This window comes from Pseudomonas sp. CC6-YY-74 (assembly GCF_002025205.1).
Lineage (GTDB): Bacteria > Pseudomonadota > Gammaproteobacteria > Pseudomonadales > Pseudomonadaceae > Aquipseudomonas > Aquipseudomonas paeninsulae.
Genome location: NZ_CP019947.1, coordinates 3,177,143 through 3,200,406 on the forward strand (window position 1 = coordinate 3,177,143; position 23,264 = coordinate 3,200,406).

The 23,264-nt window shown below is 63.9% G+C and carries 19 protein-coding genes and 1 riboswitch; of the genes, 8 read left to right on the forward strand and 11 right to left on the reverse strand.

All coding sequences use genetic code 11. The features are described 5' to 3' along the window. Position 1 precedes the first annotated feature (1 nt). The gene (locus B2D37_RS14490) at positions 2-1,603 is read right to left on the reverse strand and encodes a nitroreductase family protein (RefSeq protein WP_079203346.1); all 1,602 of its coding nucleotides are present in this window, start codon (positions 1,601-1,603) and stop codon (positions 2-4) included. 69 nt (positions 1,604-1,672) lie between these two features. Between B2D37_RS14490 and B2D37_RS14495 the strand changes: the two genes are divergently transcribed. Beyond that, complete coding sequence (locus B2D37_RS14495; RefSeq protein WP_079203347.1) at positions 1,673-2,593, forward strand: histone deacetylase; 921 nt, start codon at positions 1,673-1,675, stop codon at positions 2,591-2,593. Positions 2,594-2,633: 40 nt separating this feature from the next. On the opposite strand, the gene B2D37_RS14500 is transcribed toward B2D37_RS14495, so the two are convergent. The 4 genes from B2D37_RS14500 to B2D37_RS14515 form a co-directional block, all read right to left on the reverse strand. Next, the gene (locus tag B2D37_RS14500) at positions 2,634-4,610 is read right to left on the reverse strand and encodes a DEAD/DEAH box helicase (RefSeq protein WP_079203348.1); all 1,977 of its coding nucleotides are present in this window, start codon (positions 4,608-4,610) and stop codon (positions 2,634-2,636) included. Between the two features lie 423 nt (positions 4,611-5,033). Further along, entirely contained in the window at positions 5,034-5,849 is an 816-nt protein-coding gene (cpdA, locus tag B2D37_RS14505) for a 3',5'-cyclic-AMP phosphodiesterase (protein ID WP_079203349.1), read from the reverse strand. 166 nt (positions 5,850-6,015) lie between these two features. Then, positions 6,016-6,468 carry a DUF1249 domain-containing protein gene (locus tag B2D37_RS14510; protein ID WP_079203350.1) on the reverse strand — a complete coding sequence of 151 codons (453 nt, stop codon included), beginning with the start codon at positions 6,466-6,468 and terminating at the stop codon, positions 6,016-6,018. Then, a complete protein-coding gene (locus B2D37_RS14515) occupies positions 6,459-7,076 on the reverse strand; it encodes an NUDIX domain-containing protein (RefSeq protein ID WP_079203351.1) in 618 nt (205 codons plus the stop codon). Before B2D37_RS14515 ends, B2D37_RS14510 begins: the two co-directional genes overlap by 10 nt. 197 nt (positions 7,077-7,273) lie before the next feature. Between B2D37_RS14515 and B2D37_RS14520 the strand changes: the two genes are divergently transcribed. Further along, on the forward strand, positions 7,274-8,014 hold the full coding sequence (locus tag B2D37_RS14520) for an RsiV family protein (protein WP_079203352.1): 741 nt from the start codon (positions 7,274-7,276) through the stop codon (positions 8,012-8,014). Here B2D37_RS14520 and cytX read toward each other — a convergent pair. After that, a complete protein-coding gene (gene cytX / locus B2D37_RS14525) occupies positions 7,983-9,272 on the reverse strand; it encodes a putative hydroxymethylpyrimidine transporter CytX (protein WP_079203353.1) in 1,290 nt (429 codons plus the stop codon). The genes B2D37_RS14520 and cytX overlap by 32 nt on opposite strands. 72 nt (positions 9,273-9,344) lie before the next feature. Further along, positions 9,345-11,240, reverse strand: coding sequence for a phosphomethylpyrimidine synthase ThiC (gene thiC / locus B2D37_RS14530; RefSeq protein WP_079203354.1), 1,896 nt, complete (start codon positions 11,238-11,240; stop codon positions 9,345-9,347). Positions 11,241-11,339: 99 nt separating this feature from the next. Then, a riboswitch (TPP riboswitch) is annotated at positions 11,340-11,445 on the reverse strand. Positions 11,446-11,664: 219 nt separating this feature from the next. On the opposite strand from thiC, the gene B2D37_RS14535 reads away from it, so the two are divergent. Then, entirely contained in the window at positions 11,665-13,119 is a 1,455-nt protein-coding gene (locus B2D37_RS14535) for a TolC family outer membrane protein (RefSeq protein WP_079203355.1), read from the forward strand. 194 nt (positions 13,120-13,313) lie between these two features. On the opposite strand, the gene waaA is transcribed toward B2D37_RS14535, so the two are convergent. Both waaA and B2D37_RS14545 read right to left on the reverse strand, forming a co-directional pair. Then, the gene (gene waaA / locus B2D37_RS14540; protein WP_079203356.1) at positions 13,314-14,603 is read right to left on the reverse strand and encodes a lipid IV(A) 3-deoxy-D-manno-octulosonic acid transferase; all 1,290 of its coding nucleotides are present in this window, start codon (positions 14,601-14,603) and stop codon (positions 13,314-13,316) included. Positions 14,604-14,636: 33 nt separating this feature from the next. Continuing rightward, positions 14,637-15,521 carry a LysR family transcriptional regulator gene (locus B2D37_RS14545; protein ID WP_079203357.1) on the reverse strand — a complete coding sequence of 295 codons (885 nt, stop codon included), beginning with the start codon at positions 15,519-15,521 and terminating at the stop codon, positions 14,637-14,639. A gap of 86 nt (positions 15,522-15,607) precedes the next feature. On the opposite strand from B2D37_RS14545, the gene B2D37_RS14550 reads away from it, so the two are divergent. The 4 genes from B2D37_RS14550 (at position 15,608) to B2D37_RS14565 (ending at position 19,117) form a co-directional block, all read left to right on the forward strand. Then, positions 15,608-15,940: a multidrug efflux SMR transporter gene (locus B2D37_RS14550; RefSeq protein WP_079203358.1), complete on the forward strand. Its 333-nt coding sequence runs from the start codon at positions 15,608-15,610 to the stop codon at positions 15,938-15,940. Positions 15,941-16,034: 94 nt separating this feature from the next. Beyond that, positions 16,035-17,207, forward strand: a complete 1,173-nt coding sequence (locus B2D37_RS14555; RefSeq protein WP_079203359.1) for an FAD-dependent oxidoreductase — start codon at positions 16,035-16,037, stop codon at positions 17,205-17,207. Continuing rightward, complete coding sequence (locus B2D37_RS14560; RefSeq protein ID WP_079203360.1) at positions 17,207-18,025, forward strand: aldo/keto reductase; 819 nt, start codon at positions 17,207-17,209, stop codon at positions 18,023-18,025. The genes B2D37_RS14555 and B2D37_RS14560 overlap by 1 nt, the downstream gene beginning before the upstream one ends. A 132-nt stretch (positions 18,026-18,157) precedes the next feature. Continuing rightward, positions 18,158-19,117: a metal ABC transporter ATPase gene (locus B2D37_RS14565; protein WP_079203361.1), complete on the forward strand. Its 960-nt coding sequence runs from the start codon at positions 18,158-18,160 to the stop codon at positions 19,115-19,117. A gap of 17 nt (positions 19,118-19,134) precedes the next feature. Here B2D37_RS14565 and hldE read toward each other — a convergent pair whose 3' ends face one another. Further along, positions 19,135-20,556, reverse strand: coding sequence for a bifunctional D-glycero-beta-D-manno-heptose-7-phosphate kinase/D-glycero-beta-D-manno-heptose 1-phosphate adenylyltransferase HldE (gene hldE / locus B2D37_RS14570; protein ID WP_079203362.1), 1,422 nt, complete (start codon positions 20,554-20,556; stop codon positions 19,135-19,137). 39 nt (positions 20,557-20,595) lie between these two features. Further along, the gene (msbA, locus tag B2D37_RS14575; protein WP_079203363.1) at positions 20,596-22,407 is read right to left on the reverse strand and encodes a lipid A export permease/ATP-binding protein MsbA; all 1,812 of its coding nucleotides are present in this window, start codon (positions 22,405-22,407) and stop codon (positions 20,596-20,598) included. Between the two features lie 170 nt (positions 22,408-22,577). Here msbA and B2D37_RS14580 point away from each other — a divergent pair, with 170 nt between their 5' ends. Next, complete coding sequence (locus tag B2D37_RS14580; protein WP_079203364.1) at positions 22,578-23,231, forward strand: toluene tolerance protein; 654 nt, start codon at positions 22,578-22,580, stop codon at positions 23,229-23,231. The last annotated feature ends 33 nt before the right edge of the window (positions 23,232-23,264 follow it).

The window sequence follows — 23,264 nt, forward strand, 5'->3', positions numbered from 1 at the left end:
GCTAAGAGCGGGGTAAACGTAATTCGGGATAGGCCGGCAGTGAGCTGAGGCGCTCATCCCACACGGCACGACCAAGGGTGAAATGGTAAAGACTTTGCCAGCGGCTGTCGGCAAGTCCTAGTAATTCATGTACCGAATCGTCGAAATAGCAACCAATGCCAGTGGCCGATAGCCCCGCCGCCTCGGCTTCCAGATAGAGCAACTGGCCGATTTGCCCGCACTCCCAGTACAACCGTGGATAGCGCCAGGTGCCGGCGTCCAGGGCTGTGTCGAAGCGACTGAGCATGGCCAGGGCGACGCAACCATCGCTGGCGATGTCCTGACCACAGGAGAGAAACTCCGCCAAGCCGCGGGCATCGCCTGCAAGCAGGCGGTACAGCGGCAATTGGTCGTGCGCGCGCTGCCAGAGAAAATCCTCGCGCAGCCCAAGTTGCGCCTGGCCATCAACCCGCGCCAACCAGTACAAGCCGGGTTCCAGGCCCTGCACGCGATGGACGAACAACAGCAGATCGACCTGCGCCGCCTCCCCGGTCAGGGCGAATGGCACCGGCGAATTGGCCGGCATCAGCCGCTGCAACCAGGCAAACAACAGCTCGGCGTGAATCCCGCTCTTGCCGTCCATGGCTTGCGCACTACGGCGTCGATGCAGAATCGGCCGCAGCGCCAAGCCGGGGTTATCCGCCTGCGCGCGGCCGGCTTCGACCAACCAGGGCTGAGCGGGCAAGGCCGGGGCACGGCACAGCGCCTGCACCCGCGCCAGCTCCGGCCAGTCGTGGTACTGGCGCGACAGGCGATTAGGCGTGCCCTGCAGCTCCAGCGCCGCCAGCCCGTTTAACAGATCCTCTGGCAGGGCGAACTCGGCGGCCTGGGCCGGGCCTATCCAGAGCAGGCAGTCGATATGCTCGGCCTCGGCAAAACCTTGGCGATCCAGGCCGAACACGCCGTCCAGCCGCGCCTCGGCCACCCCGCGCAGCAGACGCACCTGCCAGCCCAGCGCGCTGGCGGCAAGCGCCAGGCCAGCCAGGGCATGGCCGAGATCATGCTGGCAATAACGGTAGGCCCGCTCGCCATATTTCCACGCCTCGCGCCAGGGGATGCTGGCCAGCGCCAGCAGGCAGCCGCCCGCCGGCAACGCCTGGGACAGTTGCGCGGCCAGCGGCGCCGGCAGCTCGGCGCGCACTTCCAGGGCATGCGCATCGGCGGTGTAATGGGCCAGCAAAGCCTGGTCTTGCAGGCTGCCGGGCGGCAGCAGCAGATACGCCTCGGTCGGGTGCAGATTGCCCGACGACGGATTGACCCGCAGCGCCCAACGGCTGCCGCCGGCCTCCTTCCACGCCGACAGCGCCAGGCTGTCATACAGCAGCTGCGACAGGCTGGCCTGATTCAGCGGCGCCGGCGTGCCCAGCGGCGCGGCGAACACCGCATCGTAGTCAGGCGACTCCAGCAACGGCCGGTGCCACAGTTCGATCAGGCGGGCGCCGCGGTAACGCCGAAAGGCGGCGGGCTGGGTCGCCCAGTCCAGCTGCCCGGGCCCGGGGGCGAAGCGCTGCGGCTGATGCTTGCTCAGTTGGTGATAGGCGCGCACGGCGTCCTGCTCGGTCATTACGGCTCCACTTGAGTCGGCCCAGGCAGCGCCGCCATACTCAGACGCTGCATTAAAGAGTGCCATTGTATGCGCCTGCCGCTGGTCTATCACGACGACTACAGCCCGCCCTTCCCGGCCGGCCATCGTTTCCCCATGGAAAAATTCCGCCTGCTGCGTGATCACCTGGTGGCCAGCGGCCTGACCCGCGATGCCGAATTGCTGCGTCCGCAACTGTGCCCGCCGGAGATACTGGCCCTGGCCCACTGCCCCGCTTATATCGAGCGCTACATGAGCGGCGAACTGCCCCACGAAGACCAGCGCCGCCTCGGCCTGCCCTGGAGCGCGGCCCTGGCGCAGCGCACCGTGCGCGCGGTGGGCGGTTCGCTATTGGCTGCCGAGCAAGCCTTGCAGCATGGCCTGGCCTGCCATCTGGCCGGCGGCACCCATCACGCCCATTACGATCACCCGGCTGGCTTCTGTATCTTCAATGACCTGGCGGTGATCGCCCGTTACCTGCTCGAAGCCGGCAAGGCGCAACGGGTGCTGATCTTCGACTGCGACGTGCACCAGGGCGACGGCAGCGCCCGCTTGCTCGCCGATATCCCGGAGGCGATCACCGTCTCTCTGCACTGCGAAAAGAACTTCCCCGCACGTAAGGCCGCCAGCGACTGGGACATTCCCCTGCCGATGGGCATGGGCGACGCCGCTTATCTGAAGGTGGTGGACGATGCGCTGAACTACCTGCTGCCGCTGTACCAGCCGGACATCGTGCTGTACGACGCCGGCGTCGACGTGCACCAGGACGATGCCCTCGGCTACCTGCAACTGACCGACGCCGGAGTCGCCGCCCGCGACCAGGCGGTGCTCAACCACTGCCTGGGCCGCGACATCCCGGTGGTCGGCCTGATCGGCGGCGGCTACGACAAAGACCGCCACGCCCTGGCCCGCCGTCACGGCATCCTCCATCACAGCGCGGCCGAGGTCTGGGCCGAGCGCCAACTGGGCTAGCCCGAGCCGGCACTGTAGGGTGGGTCGGGCCGCGCAGGCTTCAGCCCCCTCCGCCGCGCCGACTGGCGCGCCCCGCCAGCACCAGGGTCGCGCCCTGGGCCTTGCGGGTAAACCAGAGCACCCGGCTCACGCCCCGGGTGATCGCCACATAGGCCAGGCGCAGGCTTTCATCGGTCATCGCCTGGTCGTAGCTGTTGCGGAAGAATCCCGAGTAGGCATACAGCGCATTGCGCAGCGGGTGCGGCTCCGCTGGCGCGCAATCATCAACGATGATCGCCACTTCGGCCTGCAGGCCCTTGGCGCGGTGGATGGTGTAGGCCTTGACCGGCAACTTCTTGTCCAACTGGGCCTGAATCGTCTGCAAGTCTGCGTTGCGCCGACTGAGCAGCAGCACCGCGCTGCGGTCGGCCACTGTGCGGCTGGCCACGTGCGCGCACTCGGCGTTGATCACCTTCAGCAGCTCCGGCAGGCGCGCCTTGATATCGAAGCCCTGCACCAGCTTGACCCCGTGATCCCCCGGCTGCATGGCCTTGAACGCCTTGCTGGTCTTGGCTTGCTTGCAGGCGACGCCAGCGAGCACCGCCTCGCCGTCGCGGATCAACGGCTCGATGGAGCGGTAGTTGGTGGCCAGCATCAGCAGCGCACTGCTCTTGGCCTTGCCCTTGCCCGGGAAGTGCCTGTCGAAGTCCATGAACAGCTCCGGAGAACTGCCGCGCCAACCATAGATCGACTGCCAGTCGTCGCCGATCGCCATCAGGCTGACCGCCGCGCCCTGACGCGCCAGCGCGCGGTGGAGCGCTTGCAGCCACTGGACGATCTGCGGCGAGATATCCTGGAATTCATCGATCAGCAGGTGATTGAACGGCGCCAGCGCCTCGGCCGAGATTCCCGGTGCATTGGCGGCCAAACGTTCGCCGAGCGTTTGAAAGGCGCCATCGAAGGTCATCAAGCCCTGCGCCTGCAGGCAGGCCTCGAAGGCCTTGCAGAACAACACCAGGGCCTCGATAAAATCACGCTCGCGAGCGGAGCAGGACAGCGCCTGGACATCTATCTGGTCGGGGCGGATGCCGATGCTCTGGATAAAGCCGGCCTGCACATAGAAGGCCTCGAACAGCGGCAATGCAGTGAACTCCCCCGCCAGTTTGAAGCCATCCAGCGGCGCCTTGGCCACCCGCGGCCGTTTGCCTTCGCCAGTGTCAGCCGGCGGCGCCGGCAACCCCAGCAGGCTGTGCACGCGCTCGCGAAACACCGGCTCCTGGGCGTAGCAACTCTGATAGGCCTGCTTGAGCAGGCGCTGCTGGGCCGGACGCAGACGCGCGGACGTCAGCGGGTTATCCAGCTCACGGGCCGCGCCGGGCGCATCATCCAGCTGCTCGAACCAACGCGGGCTGTTCAGCGCCTGCTTGGCCAGCACGCCCATGGCCGAATGGAAAGTGCGCACGCACTGGCGGGCCTGGGCGGCGTCGAAAGGGTATTGCCAGAAACCCAGCACCCTGAGCAGCTGCGTGCGTAGCTCGGCGCAGGAGGCGTTGGTGAAGGAAATCACCGTCAAGCGTCCCGGCTCGATGCCCAGATGACAGAGCATGAACACCACGCGCAGCACCAGGGTGGTGGACTTGCCCGAACCCGCCCCGGCAAAGATCCGCGTGAGCGGATGGCGACCGAGGATCATCGCCCACTGCTCGTCCGAAGGCGCATTGATCACCCCCGCCACTACCGCCTGGGCGACCCGCTCGCGCATGGCCTCGACCTGCGCCGCATCGACCGCCAGCAACGCCGGCCCGTAGATGGCCGTGCTCGCCGGTTGGCCGGGTTTGCCACGCGACCTGGCAGGTTGTTTCCCAGTGCCCGCCTTGCTCTTACCTACCGCGGCGGTGGCCTTCTTCGCCCGGGAACGCGGTTTCTTCTGCGGCAAGCCCGCCTCGCGCTCGGCGCGCAGATAGGCCGTGGTCCGCGGGAAATAACGGGCCAAGGCACCGGAGAGGAGCAGTTTGTAGCGCTCGACAGCAGACAACATTCGACGATTCCCACCTGGAGCATGAGGTATATGACTGAATGATAAGTGTTTTTTGCTGGAGGCTGGCAAGCGCTGGAGGAACGGCGCGAACCGAGGGTGGGCCTACGGCCGTGGCGAGGCAGTTTTTATCCGTGGCGTTGTACCAGGGCGGCGGGAGTCAGGCGACGATACTGAGCGGGAGAGAACGGTCAGTTGCCGCTAAGCGCTCGGTCGGCGGTACCGCGGGCTAATCCATGACGTGAACAGCATCGCCGGACCTGGTTGTTTATCAGGCAGAACGCGAGCCGAGACAAATTAAACAACAGATAGCCAAGGGTAAAAAGCGGGGCGATTCACTTGGCTCCGCGCGAGTTTGCTAGACATCGCTCAGTGGTCACATTGGCCGGCTAGCCAGTAGCGTTGCCGCGCTGAACGCCTGCGCTCTTAGTAACCTTTCACCGTGTAATCCACCTCGAACTCGATCCCGGTCACCCGCGACACGCCGGTATCCAGCCGACCGTCGGCGTGCAGACGCAGCCAGCGGTAGCCGGGCGCAGTGCTGTCGACCTGGAATTCTTCACTGCCCGGGGCGAACTGCACACAGGTGGAAGGCGAAGCCAGCAGGCGCACAGCATTGCGCTGGCGATCGAACTCCTGATGGATATGCCCCCAGAGCACCGCGCGCACCTGACTGAAGCGTTCCAGCACGGCGAATAGCGCCTCGGGGTTGCGCAGGCCGATGGGTTCCATCCAGCGGCAACCGATGGACACCGGATGATGGTGCAGGCAAATCAGGTGATGGCGCTCCGGCGCTTCACTGAGCGCACGCTCCAGCAGGGCCAGCTGTTGCTCGCCAAGATAGCCCGGCACCGCGCCGGGAATCGACGAGTCGAGCAGAATGATGCGCCAATTACCCAGATCGATCACCGGCTCCAGCAGATCGCTATCGGCGCAGGCGGCCTGCATGGTCGGGACATCGTCATGGTTGCCGGGAAACCAGCGGGCTGGCGCCGCAAGCGCCGCGGTCATCTGTCGAAAGCGCTGATAGGACGCCAGGCTACCGTCTTGCGACAGATCGCCGCTGGCGAGCATCAGGTCGATCTGCGGCTGCTCTTGCAGCACCCGCTCGATCACTTGCTGCAGGCTGTCCTGGGTATCCAGACCCAATAGCTTGCCGGCCGCTTCGGCAAATAGATGGCTGTCGGACAACTGCACCAGCAGGACCGAGGAATCAGCAGCGGAATTGAGCGCGCTCGGCAAGGCCGTCTCCTTGAGCGGAATGCGTGGATTATGGTGGTTAGTCCCGGCAGCGGTAAACCCAAGAAGCGGGCATGGGTCACATAAAGCAGCGACAAGGCGAAGTCAGGCAGGAGGGTGTCGCAATCAGGCTGTTGTTGAAGCCTGCGGCTTAGTGCTTGTCGCCGTTTTAAACCACTGGTTCCAGTTCATGGCCACAGGCCAGGCAATGACTCAGCCATTCGCCGAGAAACAGGTTGAGCTGGGACTTTTCATCCGGCTGATGCATGGCGGCATTCGGGTAAGGGTAGATGCTGCGAAAACGCCGGGCACTTTGTGCACCGATCACCTCGGCCATGCGTGCATCGTGATACACCCGCACGTCCAGTTGCGGCACCGGCAACCAGGGCAGGCTGTGTTCTTGGCACACCCGCACGGTCGAGGTGTAGGGACAGGTTTCCAGCACTTCCAGAGCCAGCACACCGAGCAGCTGCTCGCCCTGAGTCAGGGCAACCCGCCGCGCGCATGATGCCTCGCGCATGTCCGGCAGCAGGCGCATCAGGCGTGCGTAGTTGACTTCACAAGCCGCCTGCAACTCGATCAAGTCAACCCGATAGCGGTCACGCAACAGATTCACGACCATAACCCCCTAACCTCGGCGCGGTTCAGCGCCAGCCATTGCAAGGCGATGATGCTCGCCGCATTGTTGATCCGCCCGTCCTTGACCGCATCCAGGGCATCTTCCAGCGGCAGGACATGCACCCGGATGTCCTCTCCCTCTTCGGCCAGACCATGCACGCCCCCGGCACCCAGGCTATTGCAGCGGCCGAGGTACAGGTACACCCGCTCGTCCGAACCACCGGGCGAAGGAAAATATTCGGTAATAGGCCACAGTGCGGTCAGCGCCAGGTTGGCCTCCTCCACCGCCTCACGCAGCGCCACTTCTTCCGGCTGCTCGTCGGTATCGATCAGCCCGGCGACCAGTTCCAGCAGCCAGGGGCTGGCGGACTTGCCCATGGCGCCAACGCGGAACTGCTCGATCAGTACCACTTCATCGCGCTGCGGGTCATAGGGCAGCACGCATACGGCATCGTGGCGGATAAACAGTTCGCGGCTGAGCGTCGGGCCCATTTCGCCAGAAAACTGCAGATGGCGCAGACGCAAGCGATCGAGGCTATAAAACCCGCGAAAACAGGCTTCTCGCTCAATGATCTGCACGGCATCCGGGCCAGGTTTGAAGGTGTCGGTCATCCACGTCTCTCTCAATCCGATAATCTTGGCTTTCGCGCATCCTACCCCGGCATCCAGCCTTGCGCAGCCTCTTTGCATATTAGGCGCTGCCTGGGATTATGCAGTGCTGTTGCGGCTGACTGCCCTGGCGAACCACTGGGATAACCGGCAGTCCAACCCCGCGACCCCTACCCTCTCCCCGTCTGGCGCTGAACTCAATGTTTGCACGTAAAAAACTCGTCACCATCAGTCTTGGCCTCCTGCTAAGCGCCTGCCAAAGCCTGCCTTCAGGCGATGGCGCGCTAGCGGTGCAACGTGTCGCCTGGGAGAGTATTCAGCCTGGCTGCCAGGGCGACGCCTGCCCACTGGTGAATATCGACACGCTGATATTTCCCGACGAAACGCCGCTCAGCGAACTGATTGAACAGCGCCTGCTGCAGATGACCAATGATTCGCCGGACGCGCCTCTGCCCGCCTCGCTGCAGTCCTACGAAAAGGACTTCCTGCACAGTGCCAAGCGCGGCTGGAACACCTACCTGCAAGCCAAGGTGCGCGAGCAACATGATCAACTGGTGATCATCGAATTTTCCAGCTACCTGTCCACGGGCGGGGCGCACGGTATGCCGGGCCGCGGCTTCATCAACTACGACCGCACGCTGAAAAAGGCCCTGAGCCTGCAGGACATGCTACTGCCCGGGCAGACGGCCGCATTCTGGGACCTCGCCGGCCAAGCCCACCAGCGCTGGCTGACAGCCAACCAGCTGGATCAGGACCCCGAGTACATCAGCAACTGGCCGTTCGAGCGCAGCGAAAACGTCGCCCTCGGTCAAGCCGCACTGCTGCTGAAATACAACGTCTACAGCATTGCGCCCTACTCCAGCGGGCATCCGCAGCTGACGATCCCCTATAGCCAACTCAAGGGAATCCTCAAAGCGCAATACTTTCCCGACTACGATTGAAGGAACCGAAGGCGAACTGCAGAACGCCGGCCAGCAACAAGGCCGGCAGGGTCGCACCGATATCGGGCCAGAAATTCGCCAGCACATGATAGATGGTCGCACCGCAAGCCCAGGCCAGCAGCGTGTCCCAACGCAGCGCCACGCGCGGCGCCAGCTCGGCACGACGGCGACGCAGGATGAAGTGGTCGACCAGCACCACACCGAACAGCGGGGCGAACACCGAGCCGATCAGCAACAGGAAGTTCTGGTACTCGGCCAGCGGCGCGAACCAGGCGATCAGGGTGCACAAGGCGCCAATCAGCAACGCCAGTAATTCGACCTTGAATGGCAGCAGAATGCCGACGGAAACCGCCGCCGAATGGATGTCGGCAAACGCGTTCTCCGACTCGTCGAGCAGGATCAGCAGCAGCGGAATACCCAAACCGGCGCCCGCCAGGGCCAGCAGCAAGGCGTTGACTTCGCCGCTGTCGGCAAAGGCCAGGGTGTAGGCCACGCCCAGGCTCATCAACCAGAAGTTGCCGACAAAGAAACCCAGCGCGGTGCCACCGAACACCCGGCCGGCCGCCTTGCCGAAGCGCGAGTAGTCGGCGATCAGCGGCAACCAGGACAGCGGCATGGCAATCGCAATGTCGAAGCCCAGGGCGAACGGCATCGAGCCATCACCGCTGCGCGCCCACAACGCCGCGAGGTCGGCCTTGTCGAACAGGTTCCAGGTCAACCAGAGGCAGGCGCCGAGCAGCAACCAGATCCCCCATTTGCGCAGGATCCGGCGCACGAAGGTCAGCGGACCGGCCACCGCCAGCAGGGTCGCCAGGGCGCCAAACAACAGAGTCCAGAGGCCCGGACTGTTCCATAGGCTGCCCTCGCCGAAGGCCCGCACCGCCAACACGCTGGCGGCATCGCGCATGACGATGATCTCGAATGCGCCCCAACCGACCAGTTGCAACAGGTTGAGCAAGGCCGGCACCACGGCCCCCTTGCTGCCCAGGCTGAGTTTCAGCGCCGCCATGGACGACAGCCCGGTATCACTGCCGATCACCGCGACCGAGCCCAACAGCAACACGCCGACGGCGGTGCCACAGGCAATCGCCAGCAAAGCGCCGCTCAGGCCCAGGCCCGGCGCCAGCAAGGCGCCAAGTTGCAGCACCATCAGGCCGATCCCTAAGGAAAACCACAGGGAAAACATGTCACGTGCGCCAAACACACGCTGGCCGATCGACACCGGCACATGCGGTGAGTAACTACTTGGGGTGTTCACTATGGGGGAGGTCTCAAAGAACTGAATAGGGAACGCCAGGAGCCTGCTTGCTCCTGGCGTAGGGTCATGCCGTCAGACCTGTTTGTAGATCACCGAGCCTTCGTCCTTGAAGCGCCCGGACTGCTCCTTGAAGCCAGCCTCAATGGCCTTCTGCTCGTCGGTCAGACCATTGAGCTTGGCGTAGTCGCGCACCTCCTGGGTGATCTTCATCGAGCAGAACTTCGGCCCGCACATGGAGCAGAAATGCGCGACCTTGCCCGAATCTTTCGGCAGGGTTTCGTCGTGGTAGCTGCGCGCGGTGTCCGGGTCCAGGCCGAGGTTGAACTGGTCTTCCCAGCGGAACTCGAAACGCGCCTTGCTCAAGGCGTTGTCACGGATCTGTGCACCCGGATGACCCTTGGCCAGGTCGGCGGCGTGGGCGGCGATCTTGTAGGTGATGATCCCGGTCTTGACGTCATCCTTGTTCGGCAGGCCCAGGTGCTCCTTGGGCGTGACGTAGCAGAGCATGGCGCAGCCGAACCAGCCGATCATCGCCGCACCGATGCCGCTGGTGATGTGGTCGTAGCCCGGCGCGATGTCGGTGGTCAGCGGGCCGAGGGTGTAGAACGGCGCCTCGTCGCAGCACTCCAGCTGCTTGTCCATGTTCTCCTTGATCAGTTGCATCGGCACGTGGCCGGGACCTTCGATCATGCACTGCACGTCGTGCTTCCAGGCGATCTTGGTCAGCTCGCCGAGGGTTTCCAGCTCGCCGAACTGCGCCGCGTCGTTGGCATCGGCAATCGAACCCGGACGCAGGCCGTCGCCCAGCGAGAAGCTGACGTCGTAGGCCTTCATGATCTGGCAGATGTCTTCGAAATGGGTGTAGAGGAAGTTTTCCTGGTGATGCGCCAGGCACCACTTGGCCATGATCGAGCCGCCGCGGCTGACGATACCGGTGACGCGCTTGGCGGTCAGCGGCACATAACGCAACAGCACGCCGGCGTGGATGGTGAAGTAGTCCACGCCCTGCTCGGCCTGCTCGATCAGGGTGTCGCGGAACAGCTCCCAGGTCAGGTCTTCGGCCACGCCGTTGACCTTCTCCAGCGCCTGGTAGATCGGCACGGTGCCGATCGGCACCGGCGAGTTACGGATGATCCACTCGCGGGTTTCGTGGATGTGCTTGCCGGTGGACAGGTCCATCACGGTGTCCGAACCCCAGCGGATACCCCAGGTCAGCTTGGCCACTTCTTCTTCGATGGAGGAGCCCAGCGCCGAGTTACCGATGTTGCCGTTGATCTTCACCAGGAAGTTGCGGCCGATGATCATCGGCTCCAACTCGGTGTGGTTGATGTTGGCGGGGATGATCGCCCGGCCGCGGGCGATTTCCTCGCGGACGAATTCGGCGCTGATCTCCTTCGGCACAGAAGCGCCGAAGCTGTGGCCGGCGTGCTGCTGATCGAGCAGACCGGCGGCGCGGGCTTCCTCCAGTTTGAGGTTCTCGCGGATGGCGACGTATTCCATCTCCGGGGTGATGATGCCCTGGCGCGCGTAGTGCATCTGGCTGACGTTGTTGCCGGCCTTGGCCCGGCGCGGGTTGCGCACATGGGCGAAGCGCATCTTGGTCAGCTCGGGATTGACCAGGCGTTCCTGGCCGAAGTGCGAGGACAGGCCGTCGAGCATTTCGGTATCACCACGGTCGTCAATCCAGGCCGAACGGACGTCGCCCAGGCCCTGGCGCACATCGATGGTCACGCTCGGGTCGGTGTAAGGGCCGGAGGTGTCATAGACCAGCACCGGCGCATTGATCTCGCCACCGTACTCGGTCGGGGTGATGTCGAGACTGATCTCGCGCATCGGTACGCGGATGTCCACACGCGAGCCTTGCACGTAAATTTTCTGCGAACGCGGAAACGGCTGGATCGACTGCTGGTCGACCTGGGCGGAATCACTCAGATTCGTGGTGTTGAGGTTTTTTTCTTGTGTGCTCATCGGCTGGTGCTCTCCTGGGACGAAATGTCGGAGCGAACCTGGGGCGGATGAGCGTACGGAGTGCACCGCTAGTGGTGCCGAGAGCACTCGCCGAGGGGGTGACGAGGCCATCTTGTTCCCTACGCAGGTCTTAACCTGATCAGGTTCAACGGGATCCGGCAGCTGCCAATCTCAGCCCACATATGGGGCACCCCGACAAGAACCTGGCCAGTCTAATCAAGACTCCGCAATAAAACCAACCGGGGAGTCAAAAAAGCCTGACCCACGCGTCGGATAGTGACGACGCCATCCCAGCCAAGCCGATTGTTGCGCACAGGCAACATAGCTTGTTGCAAACTACACTCAGGCACATTAAGCATGCCTTGACCCCCTTGGCAGCGCCCCTTAGCCTTGCCGATTACCGCCAAATTCAGGATCTCCCCCCATGTTGCGCAGACTCTCCCTGACTCTTGCTGTGGCTGCTGCTTCCGTTGGCATGGCCTGGGCCGAACAGGCCCCGCTATCGACCAAAACGAACCTCGTCACGGTCTATCAGGAAGCCGCCAACAACAACGCCGACCTGGCGGCCGCCCGCGCCGACTATCAGGCCCGCCGCGAAGTGGTGCCACAGGCTCGTTCCGGCTTGCTGCCGAACCTCTCGGCCGGTGCCAACCTGAGCGACACCCAGACAGATGTCGACACGTCGAGCGGCTCGCAGTCACTTTCACGCAGTGGCATGGTCTACCAGGCCAACCTCAGCCAGCCGTTGTTCCGCGCCGATCGCTGGTTCCAGCTGCAGGCCGCCGAAGCCAGCAGCGAGCAGGCAGCGCTGGAGCTGTCCGCGATCGAACAGACGCTGATCCTGCAGAGTGCGGAAACCTACTTCGCGGTACTGCGTGCCCAGGACACCCTGGCCTCGACCAAGGCCGAAGAAGCCGCCTTCAAACGCCAACTCGACCAAGCCAACGAACGCTTCGACGTCGGCCTGTCGGACAAGACCGACGTACTCGAGGCCCAGGCCGGCTTCGATACGGCACGGGCCAACCGGATCATCGCCCAGCGCCAGGTCGAGGATGCCTTCCAGGCACTGATCACCCTGACCAACCGCGAATATGTAGCACTCGAAGGGATCGAACACAGCCTGCCGATCCTGGCGCCGACGCCGAACGACGCCAAGGCCTGGGTCGATACCGCCGCCGCGCAGAACCTCAATCTGCAAGCCAGCAATTACGCGGTGAACGCCGCCGAAGAAACCCTGCGCCAGCGCAAGTCCGGGCATGCGCCGACCCTGGACGCGGTGGCCAGCTATCAGAGAGGCGATAACGACAGCCTCGGCTTCAGCAACTCCAGCACCAGCTTTGCTGGTCAACCTCGTTTCAATGGTGATGCCGAACAGCGCTCGATCGGCCTGCAACTGAATATCCCTCTCTATAGCGGCGGTCTGACCAGCTCCCAGGTGCGCGAGGCCTACCAGCGCCTGACCCAGAGCGAGCAGCTGCGCGAAAGCCTGCGCCGGCAGGTGGTGCAAAGCACCCGCAACCTGCACCGCGCGGTGAACACTGACGTGGAAACCGTGCAGGCGCGCAAACAGTCGATCATCTCCAACCAGAGCGCCCTGGAAGCCACGGAAATCGGCTATCAGGTCGGCACCCGCAACATCGTCGACGTGCTCGACTCGCAGCGCCAGCTGTACAGCTCGGTGCGCACCTATAACGACGCGCGCTACGACTACATTCTCAACAACCTGCGTCTCAAGCAGGCCGCCGGCACCCTGAGCCCGGCCGACCTGGAAGCCCTCGAGCAATACCTCAAGTCGGACTACGACCCAGACCAGGACTTCCTGCCACCGGACCTGGCCAAGGCCGCCGAAGCGCAGTTACGCGGCAATCTGGATTATTGAGTGGCTCACATTGAGTCGCTCAGATTTGAGTGGCTCACATATTGGGTGGCTTAGATTGATTGGCTCACAGTGAGCCCTCCTGTTCAGCAAAAAAGCCCGACGCGAGTCGGGCTTTTTTGTGGGGTACTGCCTGACGGCTCGTAGTGCCTGCGGCGTGCTGGAGTGCGGCTACCGCGCCATGTGCGCCATGTCGTTCATGAGTGTTGTAACAAGCGCGCCAGCCCCGCCAGCAAGCGCGCCAGCGCGCCCTGGTTGGCCTGCATTACTGCTTGGCCCGCCCCGCGCATTGTTTGCGCCAGGGCAGGCTCGCGCCAAAGCTGATCGACCCGGTGCGCCAGTCCCTCGGCATCCGCCACTTCGAGCAGCGCGCCGGCCTCACGCAACTGCGCGGCGATCTCGAGAAAGTTGAACAGGTGCGGGCCGCTGAGTACCGGTTTGCCCAGCGCCGCCGGCTCCAGCAGGTTATGCCCACCATTGCCCACCAGGCTGCCACCGACGAAAGCCAGATCGGCCAGGGCATAGAGCAACAACAGCTCGCCCATGGTATCGCCGAGCAACACCTGGTCGCCCGCCACCACCGCCTCGCCACTGGAGCGCTGGCGCGTGGCGAAGCCTTGGCGCTGGCACAGCTCGTACACCGCGGCAAAGCGTTCCGGGTGTCGCGGCACCAGAATCAACAACGCCTCGGGCCATTGTTCGAGTAGCTCGCGGTGCGCCGCCAGGACAATTTCATCCTCACCGGCATGGGTGCTGGCGGCGATCCACACCGGCCGCCGCACCGCGCCCCACTGCTCGCGCAACTCGGCGGCGCGTGCAAGCAACGCGGGGTCGATGGTCAGGTCGAACTTAATCGAGCCGGTCACCTCGACGCACTCGGGCCGCGCACCCAAACTGCGAAAGCGCTCGGCCTCGGCGGTGGTCTGCACCGCAATCAGGCTCAACTCGGCCAGCATGGGCCCGGTCAGCTTGGCGAAGCGCGCATAACCACGCGCCGAGCGCTCGGATAGCCGTGCATTGGCCAGGGCCACGGGAATGCCACGGCGGGCACATTGGTGGATGTGGTTGGGCCACAATTCGGTCTCCATGACCACCGCCAGCCGAGGCTGCGCGCGATCGAGAAAGCGCGCCGCGGCCCACGGCAAGTCATAGGGCAGATAGCAGTGCTGCACGCGTCCTGCATAATCGGGCCCGGCGAACATGGCCTGAATCCGTTCGGAGCCGGTCGGCGTCATGCAGGTAATGGTGATCGGTAACTGCGGGTAGCGCGCCAGCAGCTGGCGGATCAGCGGCGCGGCGGCAATGCTCTCGCCCACCGACACGGCATGCAGCCAGATGCCGCCGGTTTGCAGAGGCGGCAAGCCGAGGGAGAAGCGTTCACCAATGCGTTTGGCATACGCCGGTGCGCGCCACGCGCGCCAAGCCAGACGCCCGGCGACCAGGGGCAGAGCGAGATGCAGCAGCAGGGTGTAGAGGTGTCTATTCATGGGCGCGCAGCTTAGCAGAGCGGCTGCCAGCAATCAGCCGATGGCTTGCAGCCGCTCGGCGAAACACTCGGCCAGCCAGAGTGCTGCCGGCCCCAGGGCTTCATCACGCCGGCAGACCAACTCCACCACCAGCGGCGGCGGCGTCCAGTCGCTGCTCAGTTCAACCAGCTGGTTCTGATAGGTCGGGTACTGCATCACATGGCGTGGTAGCCAGGCCCAGCCTAAATTACGCATCAACAGCTCGGCCATGACGTAGAAACTGTCAGCACGCCAGATCCATGGGCTGAGCTGCTCGCCGCCCGGATAGTGACTGTCCTGCGGCGCCATCAGTAATTGCCGGTGACGCGCCAACTCGCGCCGGTCGACATGCCCCGCCCCCGCCAGCGCATGCCCGGCACCGCACACCGTGACCATCTCGATAGTGCCCAGCCGCTGGCGCTCCAGGGCTTCAGGCATCTGCTCGTGGTGAAACAGCAGACCGAGGTCGGCGCGGCGCTCCAGCAGCTTGCGCGCAACATCGCCCTGAGCGCCGCTGGCCAGCTGTACCTCCAGCAGCGGAAAGGCCTGGGCCAGGGCCTCGAGACTGTCGAGCACCGGCTGATAGGGCATGGCCTCGTCCTGGGCCAGGCGCAGGCGCACTTCTTCGCCGCGCACCAGCCCCAGCGCCCGGCCTTCCAGACGTTCGCACTGGCGCAGCACCTCGCGCGCTTCCTCCAGCAGCGACGCACCGGCGGCCGTCAGGCGTGGCTGGCGGCCACTGCTGCGCTCGAACAACAGCACCCCGAGATCGGCCTCCAGCATGGCAATCGCATTGCTGACCGCCGACTGCGCGCGATTCATCTGCCGGGCCACGGCAGAAAACGACTGGCCCTCGGCCACGCTGACGAACAGGCGGATTTGCTCCAGGTTCCACTGCATAACCAATCTCCAAACCAGATAGGTAATCACTTTATCCCATCAGCTGAACGACTAGAATGGCCGACAGATCAAACAGGAGGCCCACCATGAGCGGCTATCTCTATCTCGCTGTCGCCATCACCGCCGAAGTCATCGCGACTACCTCGATGAAGGCCCTGGACGGCTTCAATAAACCACTCCCCCTGCTGTTGGTAGTGGTCGGCTACGTCATTTCCTTCTGGATGCTCAGCCTGGTGGTCAAAACCATTCCGGTCGGCGTCGCCTACGCCGTCTGGGCGGGCCTGGGGATCGTACTGGTGAGCATTGCCGCCGCGTTTCTCTACCAGCAGCGCCTCGACCTGCCGGCCATGCTCGGCATGGCCCTGATCGTCTGCGGCGTGGTGGTGATTCAATTGTTCTCGCACAGCGTCGGCCATTGAGTTGGGCCAAGCGCCAAGCTGGCGCTTGGGGCTGGAGGCCCGACACCAGCAGTTGCCGGTATACTGCGGGCCTGATTCCCAATGAGGACCTCGCATGTCCCAGGCTCTGAGCACTGACATTCTGATCGTCGGCGGAGGTATCGCCGGCCTCTGGCTGAATGCGCGCTTGCGCCGCCAGGGCTTTGCCACCCTGCTGGTGGAAAACGCCACCCTAGGCGGCGGGCAGAGCGTCAAATCGCAAGGCATCATTCACGGCGGCGCCAAGTACGCCCTGCATGGCGCGCTCACCGGCGCCTCGGAAGCCATCGCCGACATGCCGCGACGCTGGCGCGAAGCGCTGGCTGGCAGCGGCGAGCTGGATCTGAGCGGCGTGCGCCTGTTGTCCGATGCGCATTACCTGTGGTCGCCCGGTAGCCTGGCCGGCAATATCACCAGCTTCTTCGCCAGCAAGGCGGTGCGCGGCCGCGTCGACCAGGTCAAGGGCGAGCAACTGCCGCCGGCCCTGCAACATCCGAAATTCAGGGGCAAGGTCTACCGCCTGGCCGAACTGGTGCTCGACATACCCAGCCTGATCGCCCGCCTGGCCGAACTGGCCGCCGACGGCCTGCTGGCCGCCGAGTCCATCGCGCCACTGCACGAGCAGGGTCAACTGGTCGGCCTGCTCGTCGACGGCCGCGAGATTCGCGCCCAGCGCATCGTCCTTAGTGCCGGCCGCGGCAATGCCGAACTGCTCGCCGCGCTGGGCCTCACTCAGCCCGCGCAGCAACTGCGGCCGCTGCATATGGTGCTGGTCAAGGGCCCGACCCTGAAACCGCTGTATGCCCACTGCCTCGGCGGCGGACCGAAGCCGCGAGTCACCGTCACCACTCATCCGGCAGCCGATGGCGAGTGGGTCTGGTACCTCGGCGGCGACCTCGCCGAAGCGGCAGGCGTGGCCCGCGACGCCGCCGCGCAGATCCAAGCCGCGCAGCAGGAAATCAGCGCCCTGCTGCCCTGGCTCGACCTTTCCAACGCCCGCTGGACAACGCTGCGCGTCGACCGCGCCGAGCCGGCACAGTCCGGCCTGGTGCGCCCGGACAACGCCTTTCTCGCCGAGCAAGGGCAGCTACTGGTCGGTTGGCCGACTAAACTGGCATTAGCCCCGGATTTCGCCGACCGCGTACTGGCGGCTCTCGTCCGTGACGGCATCCAACCCGCCATCCATGCGCCGCTCCCGGCCCTGCCACGCCCGGCCGTAGCGCGCCCAGCCTGGGAGGAATTGTTCTAATGCACGCCTTGCATACCCTGCACAACCTGCACCGCCCGCTCGGTGCGACCGAGCTGATGGTCTCGCCATTGGGCCTCGGCACGGTGAAGATCGGCCGCGACCAGGGCGTGAAGTACCCCAACGGCTTCAGCATTCCGGACGACGCGGCGGTACTTGAGCTGCTCGCCCAGGCCCATGATCTGGGGATCAACCTGATCGACACCGCCCCCGCCTACGGCAGCAGTGAAAGCCGCCTCGGTCCGCTGTTGCGCGGCCAGCGCCAGCAGTGGGTGATCGTCAGCAAGGTCGGCGAAGAATTCGTCAACGGCCACTCCAGTTTCGACTTCTCTGCAGCCCACACGCGCTTCTCGGTGGAGCGCAGTCTCAAGCGCCTGGAGACCGACTTCATCGACTTAGTGCTGGTGCATTCGGACGGCAACGATCTCTCTATCCTGCATGACAGCGGGGTCTACGAGACCCTCGCCGAGCTCAAGCGCGAAGGCAAGATTCGCGGCTTCGGCCTGTCCGGCAAAACCGTCGAGGGCGGCCTGCAGGCACTCGCGCAAGGCGACTGTGGGATGGTCACCTACAACCTCAAGGAACAGGGTGAACTGCCGGTACTGGACTACGCTGAGCAGCACGGCAAAGGCATCCTGATCAAGAAAGCCCTGGCCAGCGGGCATGCCTGCCTGGCCCCAGGGCAAGATCCGGTGCGCGCCAGCTTCGAACTGATTTTCGCCCACCCGGCGGTGAGCTGTGCGATTGTCGGCACCATCAATGCGCAACACCTGGGCCATAACGTCGCGACTGCCGCGGCGGTCATTCAGGATATTGCCTGACTCGCCATGACGCACTGCGCGCAAGTGCTCGAGCACTGCCCGCCAGCAAACCTCAGCCCTTGCGACCATGCCTGGCAGGGCAATACCTCACCCGGCCTTGCCGGGCCGCCCCAACGCACTGCAGGAGCCGATATGTCGCGCACGCTTAGCCGCCAGGACCCCAGCGCCTTCAAAACCCTACCCTTGCTCGTCGAGGCCAGCGCGGACGGCCTGCGCTACCAGAGCCAGGGCCGCCCCCTGAACTTCAGCGAGATGCTTGAACGCCGCCGCGTGATCGAGGTGAGCGACAGCCAACGCTTCGCCGTTGAGCTGGCCAACCTGGGCGTTTCGGTACGCCTGACCCTGAGCTGGCAAGGCCGGGAGTATTGGATACTGGTGCGTCAACGGCGCCTGGACCGTGGCGACGTGGTGCTCAAGCTGATCTCCGGCTACGTGCCCGCCCACGAACTCAATCTGCCGCTGCTCACCGCCATTCAAGAGGTCGCTGAAGAGTGCCTGCTGGAAACCCCAGAAGGCTGGCTGAGTGGCCGCTTCGGCGAAACCTGGCTGCCCTCGCCCTATCAAGGTGCCTTGCGCTACCGCGAGACCCTGCACTTTCAACTCAGCCCACTGTCCGGCGCGGCACGTCCGGTGCACTGCGGCAACCTGACCCTGCTGGAACGGCCACGCGCCTACGTGCATCTGCCCACATCTTCGTTGCAACTGGTCTATGACCTACGCCTGGCGCTGCCCAAAGAGGCCAGGCAGCCCAGCCTGTTCCACGTCGACGAACGCCTGGAAGACGGCAAGCTGGTCGCCCGCCTCGACCGCACTCGACCGGACCTGTACCTGATTCCGCTGCAACATGGCCGGCCAACCGCCGAACTGCTGACGCTCAAAAAAGGTGTATTGAAAGCCGCCAGCACCCGTGGCCTGTGGCTGGCCGAGAGCTTCGCGCCGCAGGATGGCTGGCTGGTGCGCGACGAGCGCATCCGCTGGAAGGACTGGCTGAACCAGCAAAGCCTAAGCGCCGCACCAGTCAAACCTTCGGCGAAGCCGCGATCGCCGACTGCCTCTGCGCCACTCAAGCTGAATGCCGCCCAACTGGGCTGAACGGCATATACGTGGGATCAGGTGCTGCGAATTTTCTCAACGATCGCGGTGGTCGAGCTGTTTGCCACCAGGCCCAGCACGCGCACTTCGCCACCGTAGGCGCTGACGATGTCGGCGCCGACCACCTGATCGATGCCGTAGTCGCCGCCCTTGACCAGCACGTCCGGCTTGACCTCACGCAGTAGGTTCTCCGGGGTGTCTTCGCTGAAGCTCACCACCCAATCCACTGCGCCAAGGCCGGCGAGCACGGCCATGCGCCGATCCACCGAATTGATCGGTCGACCGGGGCCTTTCAGGCGACTGACCGAGGCGTCGTCGTTGACCGCCAGCACCAGGCGGTCACCCTGGGCACGGGCCTGCTCCAGGTAGGCCACGTGGCCGGCGTGCAGAATGTCGAAACAACCGTTGGTGAAGACGATCTTCTCGCCATGGGCGCGGGCGTCCTCGATCGCCAGCAACAGCTGATCCGGACTCAGCACGCCGCGCTCGGAACCGGCCTCGCGCTGGATCGCCCGGCGCAGTTCCGGCGCACTGATGGCGGCGGTACCCAGCTTGCCGACCACGATACCGGCGGCCAGGTTGGCCAGCGCCACGGCCTGGGGTAATTCCTCGCCGGCGGCCAGGGACGCCGCCAGGGTCGAGATCACCGTATCGCCGGCACCGGTGACATCGAAGACCTCACGGGCGCGAGCCGGCAGGTGCAGCGCTGGATGCTCGGGGCGCAGCAGGGTCATGCCGTGCTCGCCACGGGTAATCAGCAGCGCGCCCAGCTCTAACTCGCGCATCATGCGGGCGCCCTTGGCCACCAGTTCGGCCTCGTCGACGCAATGACCGACGATAGTCTCGAACTCATTGAGGTTTGGCGTGATCAGGCTAGCACCACGATAAATCGAGAAATCCTTGCCCTTGGGGTCGGCCAGTACCGCAATGCCCTTGGCCCGCGCCGCCTGGATCAACACCTGATGATTCTTCAGCGCGCCTTTGCCGTAGTCGGACAGCACCAGCACCTTGACCCCGGCGAGCAGCGCTTCGACCTCGACCGCCAATGCTGCGGCATCGGTATTGAACAGTTCTTCGAAGTCCATGCGCAGCAGTTGTTGATGCCGACTCATGACCCGTAGCTTGACGATGGTCGGCTGGCTGGCGATGCGCTGAAACCGGGTTTTCACTCCCACGGCCGCCAGGCTATTGCACAGGCTCTCGGCCGCTTCGTCTGCACCGGTCACGCCAACCAAAACTGCCGGAGCACCGAGGGCAGCGATGTTCAACGCCACGTTGGCGGCACCGCCTGGACGGTCTTCGATCTGCTCGACCTTGACCACCGGCACCGGCGCCTCCGGCGAAATCCGCGAGGTGCCGCCATGCCAGTAGCGGTCGAGCATGACATCACCGACCACCAATACGGCGGCCTGGTCGAAACGGGGCATGGACAATTTCATGGGGACTCCGGTGGCCTCAAGTGGTGGGCGCGTAGTTTATCAGGCGATATCCAGTGGCGCGCTTTCATCCAGCCCCAGCGCATGTAGGCGCGCATAAAAACCGTTCTGTTCGAGCAGACTGGCATGGGTGCCACGCTCGACGATCCGCCCCTGGTCCATTACCAGAATCAGATCGGCTTTCTCGATGGTGGACAGGCGGTGCGCGATGACCAGCGTGGTACGCCCCGTCATCACCCGATCTAGGGCCGCCTGGATATGCCGTTCGGATTCGGTATCGAGGGCCGAAGTCGCCTCATCCAGCACCAGAATCGGCGCATCCTTGAGCAAGGCCCGGGCAATCGCCAGGCGCTGACGCTGGCCGCCGGAGAGCAGTACGCCATTCTCGCCGACCTCGGTGTCCAACCCCTGCGGCAGCTTGTCGATGAATTCCTTAGCGTAGGCCGCCTCGACCGCCTGCTCGATAGCCTCACGCGGCGCGTCGACCAAGTCGCCGTAGGCGATGTTATTGGCCACGCTGTCGTTGAACAGGGTGACTTGCTGAGTCACCAGCGCGATATGCCGGCGTAGGTTGCGCAACTTGTAATCCTCGACATCCACACCGTCGAGCAGAATCTGCCCGGTCTCATGGTGATAGAAGCGCGGAATCAGGCTGGCCAGGGTCGACTTGCCGCTGCCGGAGCGCCCGACCAGGGCAATCATCTGCCCAGGTTCGGCGCTGAAGGAAATATCGCTGAGCACCGGCTTCTCGGCGCCAGGGTACTGGAAGCTCAGATTGCGTACTTCCAGACGGCCACTGACCCGTTCAAGCTCGACAGTGCCATGATCGACTTCCGGAATTTCATCGAGTTGTTCGAAGATGCTTTCGGCAGCAGCCAGGCCTTTCTGGATATTGGCGCTGACCTCGGAGAGCTGGCGAATCGGCTTGGGCAGCAAGCCGGCGGCGGTGATGTAAGCCACCAGATCGCCCGCCGTGGCATCGCCGCGCAGCAACAGCACCAGGAACATCAATACCGCCATGGCACTGTAAATCACCAGTTGCAACATGGGGGTGTAGACCGCACCGGTCTTGGTCATGCGCAATTGCTTGCTGGTGTTGTCCTGACTGGCGGCAGCAAAACGCTTGGACTCGTAACCCTCGCCGCCAAAACTGCGCACCACCCGATAGCCCTGGATGGTCTCGGAGGCAACATGGGTGACATCGCCCATGGCCACCTGGATCTTCTTGCTTTGCTTGCGAAATTTCTTGCTCGCGCTGCCGACCATCAGCGCAATCACCGGCAGGATGGCCAGCATCACCAGGGTCAGCTGCCAATTCATCCACAACAGGTAGGCAAACAGGAAAATCACCGTCAAGCCTTCGCGAATCACCACCTTGATCGCATCGGTCGCCGCGCTAGTGACCATGGTCACATTGAAGGTGATGCGCGAGATCAGATGCCCGGAGTTATGACTATCGAAATAGCGGTTGGGCAGCGCCAGCAGGCTGTTGAACAAGGAAACGCGCAAATCGTGCACCAGCCCCAACGAAACCTTGGCCAGGAAGTAGTTACCCAGATAGGCCCCCACCCCCTGCCAGGCAGCGATCAGCACAATCAGCAACGGCACCGCCTGCAGCAGTTGCAGGTCGCGCAGGTAGGGCACCGTCGGGAAGAGCACGGCTTCGGGGTTGGACAGGCCGTCGACGAAATACTTGAGGATGCCGGCGAGCATCGGCTGGGTGGACGCGAAGATGACATAGCCGAGGATGCTGATCGCGAAGTAGCCGATGTAGGGCTTTACGTAACCGAGCAGGCGGAGATATATCTTAAGACTAGATGGCTGCTGGCCAGAGGCTACAGAGGGTGTGCTCATCAGGAAAGCTAATCCAGATTAAAAGTGCGAATACTAGCATGCCAGCACTGGACTGCCCGCTTTGCAGCCTTGCCGGTCCAGCCCATCGCCCCATCACAGCTTGCAGAAAGAGCCCAGCCCGGAAATGGCTTCAGGTAAACTGCGCCCTTCTCCGATTCTGCCCAGTTCTTATGACGCCACTTTCCCACGAGCAATTCCTCCTCCTGCGCAACAAGGCTGAAGTGCTTGAGGCCGACTACCATGGCGAGAAAGTGCTACGGCTGGCCGACGGCAACATGCTCAAGCTGTTCCGCCGTAAGCGCTTGCTGTCATCCGCTGCGCTGTACCCCTACGCGCAACGCTTCGCCAACAATGCCGACACACTTGAGCAGCGAGGCATACCCTGCCCCAAGATTCTCAATGTATTCCGCATCGCGCAGATCCAGCGTGATGCCGTGCATTATGCGCCGCTACCCGGTATCACCTTGCGGCAGATCGATGATGAGCCGACCCGCAGCAGACTACGGCCTCGGCTCGGCGAGTTCGTAGCTCAACTGCATGCAAAGGGGGTTCTTTTCCGTTCCTTGCACCTGGGCAATATCGTCCTGACGCCCGAGGGTCAACTCGGCCTGATCGATATCGCCGACCTACGTGCGCAGCGTAGCGCCCTCGGCAAGTTCAAGCGCATGCGTAACTTCCAGCACATCCTGCGCGACCCGCGCGATCAGGAATGGTTGCTGGTGGACAAGGGGCAGGCGTTTTTCGATAGCTACCTACGTCATGCCCAAGTGAACTGGAAGCTGGGCGACCTCCTCAGACACGTGACCAAAGAGCCCATGCAATGATCGGCAATACCCTACAGCCACTGCTCATTGCAC

Coding starts and splice junctions, on each gene's coding strand:
- B2D37_RS14520 (WP_079203352.1), top strand. CDS start 7,274: ATGTTTGCACGTAAAAAACTCGTCACCATCAGTCTTGGCCTCCTGCTA.
- B2D37_RS14490 (WP_079203346.1), bottom strand. CDS start 1,603: ATGACCGAGCAGGACGCCGTGCGCGCCTATCACCAACTGAGCAAGCAT.
- B2D37_RS14500 (WP_079203348.1), bottom strand. CDS start 4,610: ATGTTGTCTGCTGTCGAGCGCTACAAACTGCTCCTCTCCGGTGCCTTG.
- B2D37_RS14560 (WP_079203360.1), top strand. CDS start 17,207: ATGCACGCCTTGCATACCCTGCACAACCTGCACCGCCCGCTCGGTGCG.
- hldE (WP_079203362.1), bottom strand. CDS start 20,556: ATGAAATTGTCCATGCCCCGTTTCGACCAGGCCGCCGTATTGGTGGTC.
- B2D37_RS14515 (WP_079203351.1), bottom strand. CDS start 7,076: ATGACCGACACCTTCAAACCTGGCCCGGATGCCGTGCAGATCATTGAG.
- msbA (WP_079203363.1), bottom strand. CDS start 22,407: ATGAGCACACCCTCTGTAGCCTCTGGCCAGCAGCCATCTAGTCTTAAG.
- B2D37_RS14510 (WP_079203350.1), bottom strand. CDS start 6,468: ATGGTCGTGAATCTGTTGCGTGACCGCTATCGGGTTGACTTGATCGAG.
- B2D37_RS14550 (WP_079203358.1), top strand. CDS start 15,608: ATGAGCGGCTATCTCTATCTCGCTGTCGCCATCACCGCCGAAGTCATC.
- B2D37_RS14580 (WP_079203364.1), top strand. CDS start 22,578: ATGACGCCACTTTCCCACGAGCAATTCCTCCTCCTGCGCAACAAGGCT.
- B2D37_RS14565 (WP_079203361.1), top strand. CDS start 18,158: ATGTCGCGCACGCTTAGCCGCCAGGACCCCAGCGCCTTCAAAACCCTA.
- B2D37_RS14495 (WP_079203347.1), top strand. CDS start 1,673: ATGCGCCTGCCGCTGGTCTATCACGACGACTACAGCCCGCCCTTCCCG.
- B2D37_RS14545 (WP_079203357.1), bottom strand. CDS start 15,521: ATGCAGTGGAACCTGGAGCAAATCCGCCTGTTCGTCAGCGTGGCCGAG.
- B2D37_RS14555 (WP_079203359.1), top strand. CDS start 16,035: ATGTCCCAGGCTCTGAGCACTGACATTCTGATCGTCGGCGGAGGTATC.
- B2D37_RS14535 (WP_079203355.1), top strand. CDS start 11,665: ATGTTGCGCAGACTCTCCCTGACTCTTGCTGTGGCTGCTGCTTCCGTT.
- waaA (WP_079203356.1), bottom strand. CDS start 14,603: ATGAATAGACACCTCTACACCCTGCTGCTGCATCTCGCTCTGCCCCTG.
- thiC (WP_079203354.1), bottom strand. CDS start 11,240: ATGAGCACACAAGAAAAAAACCTCAACACCACGAATCTGAGTGATTCC.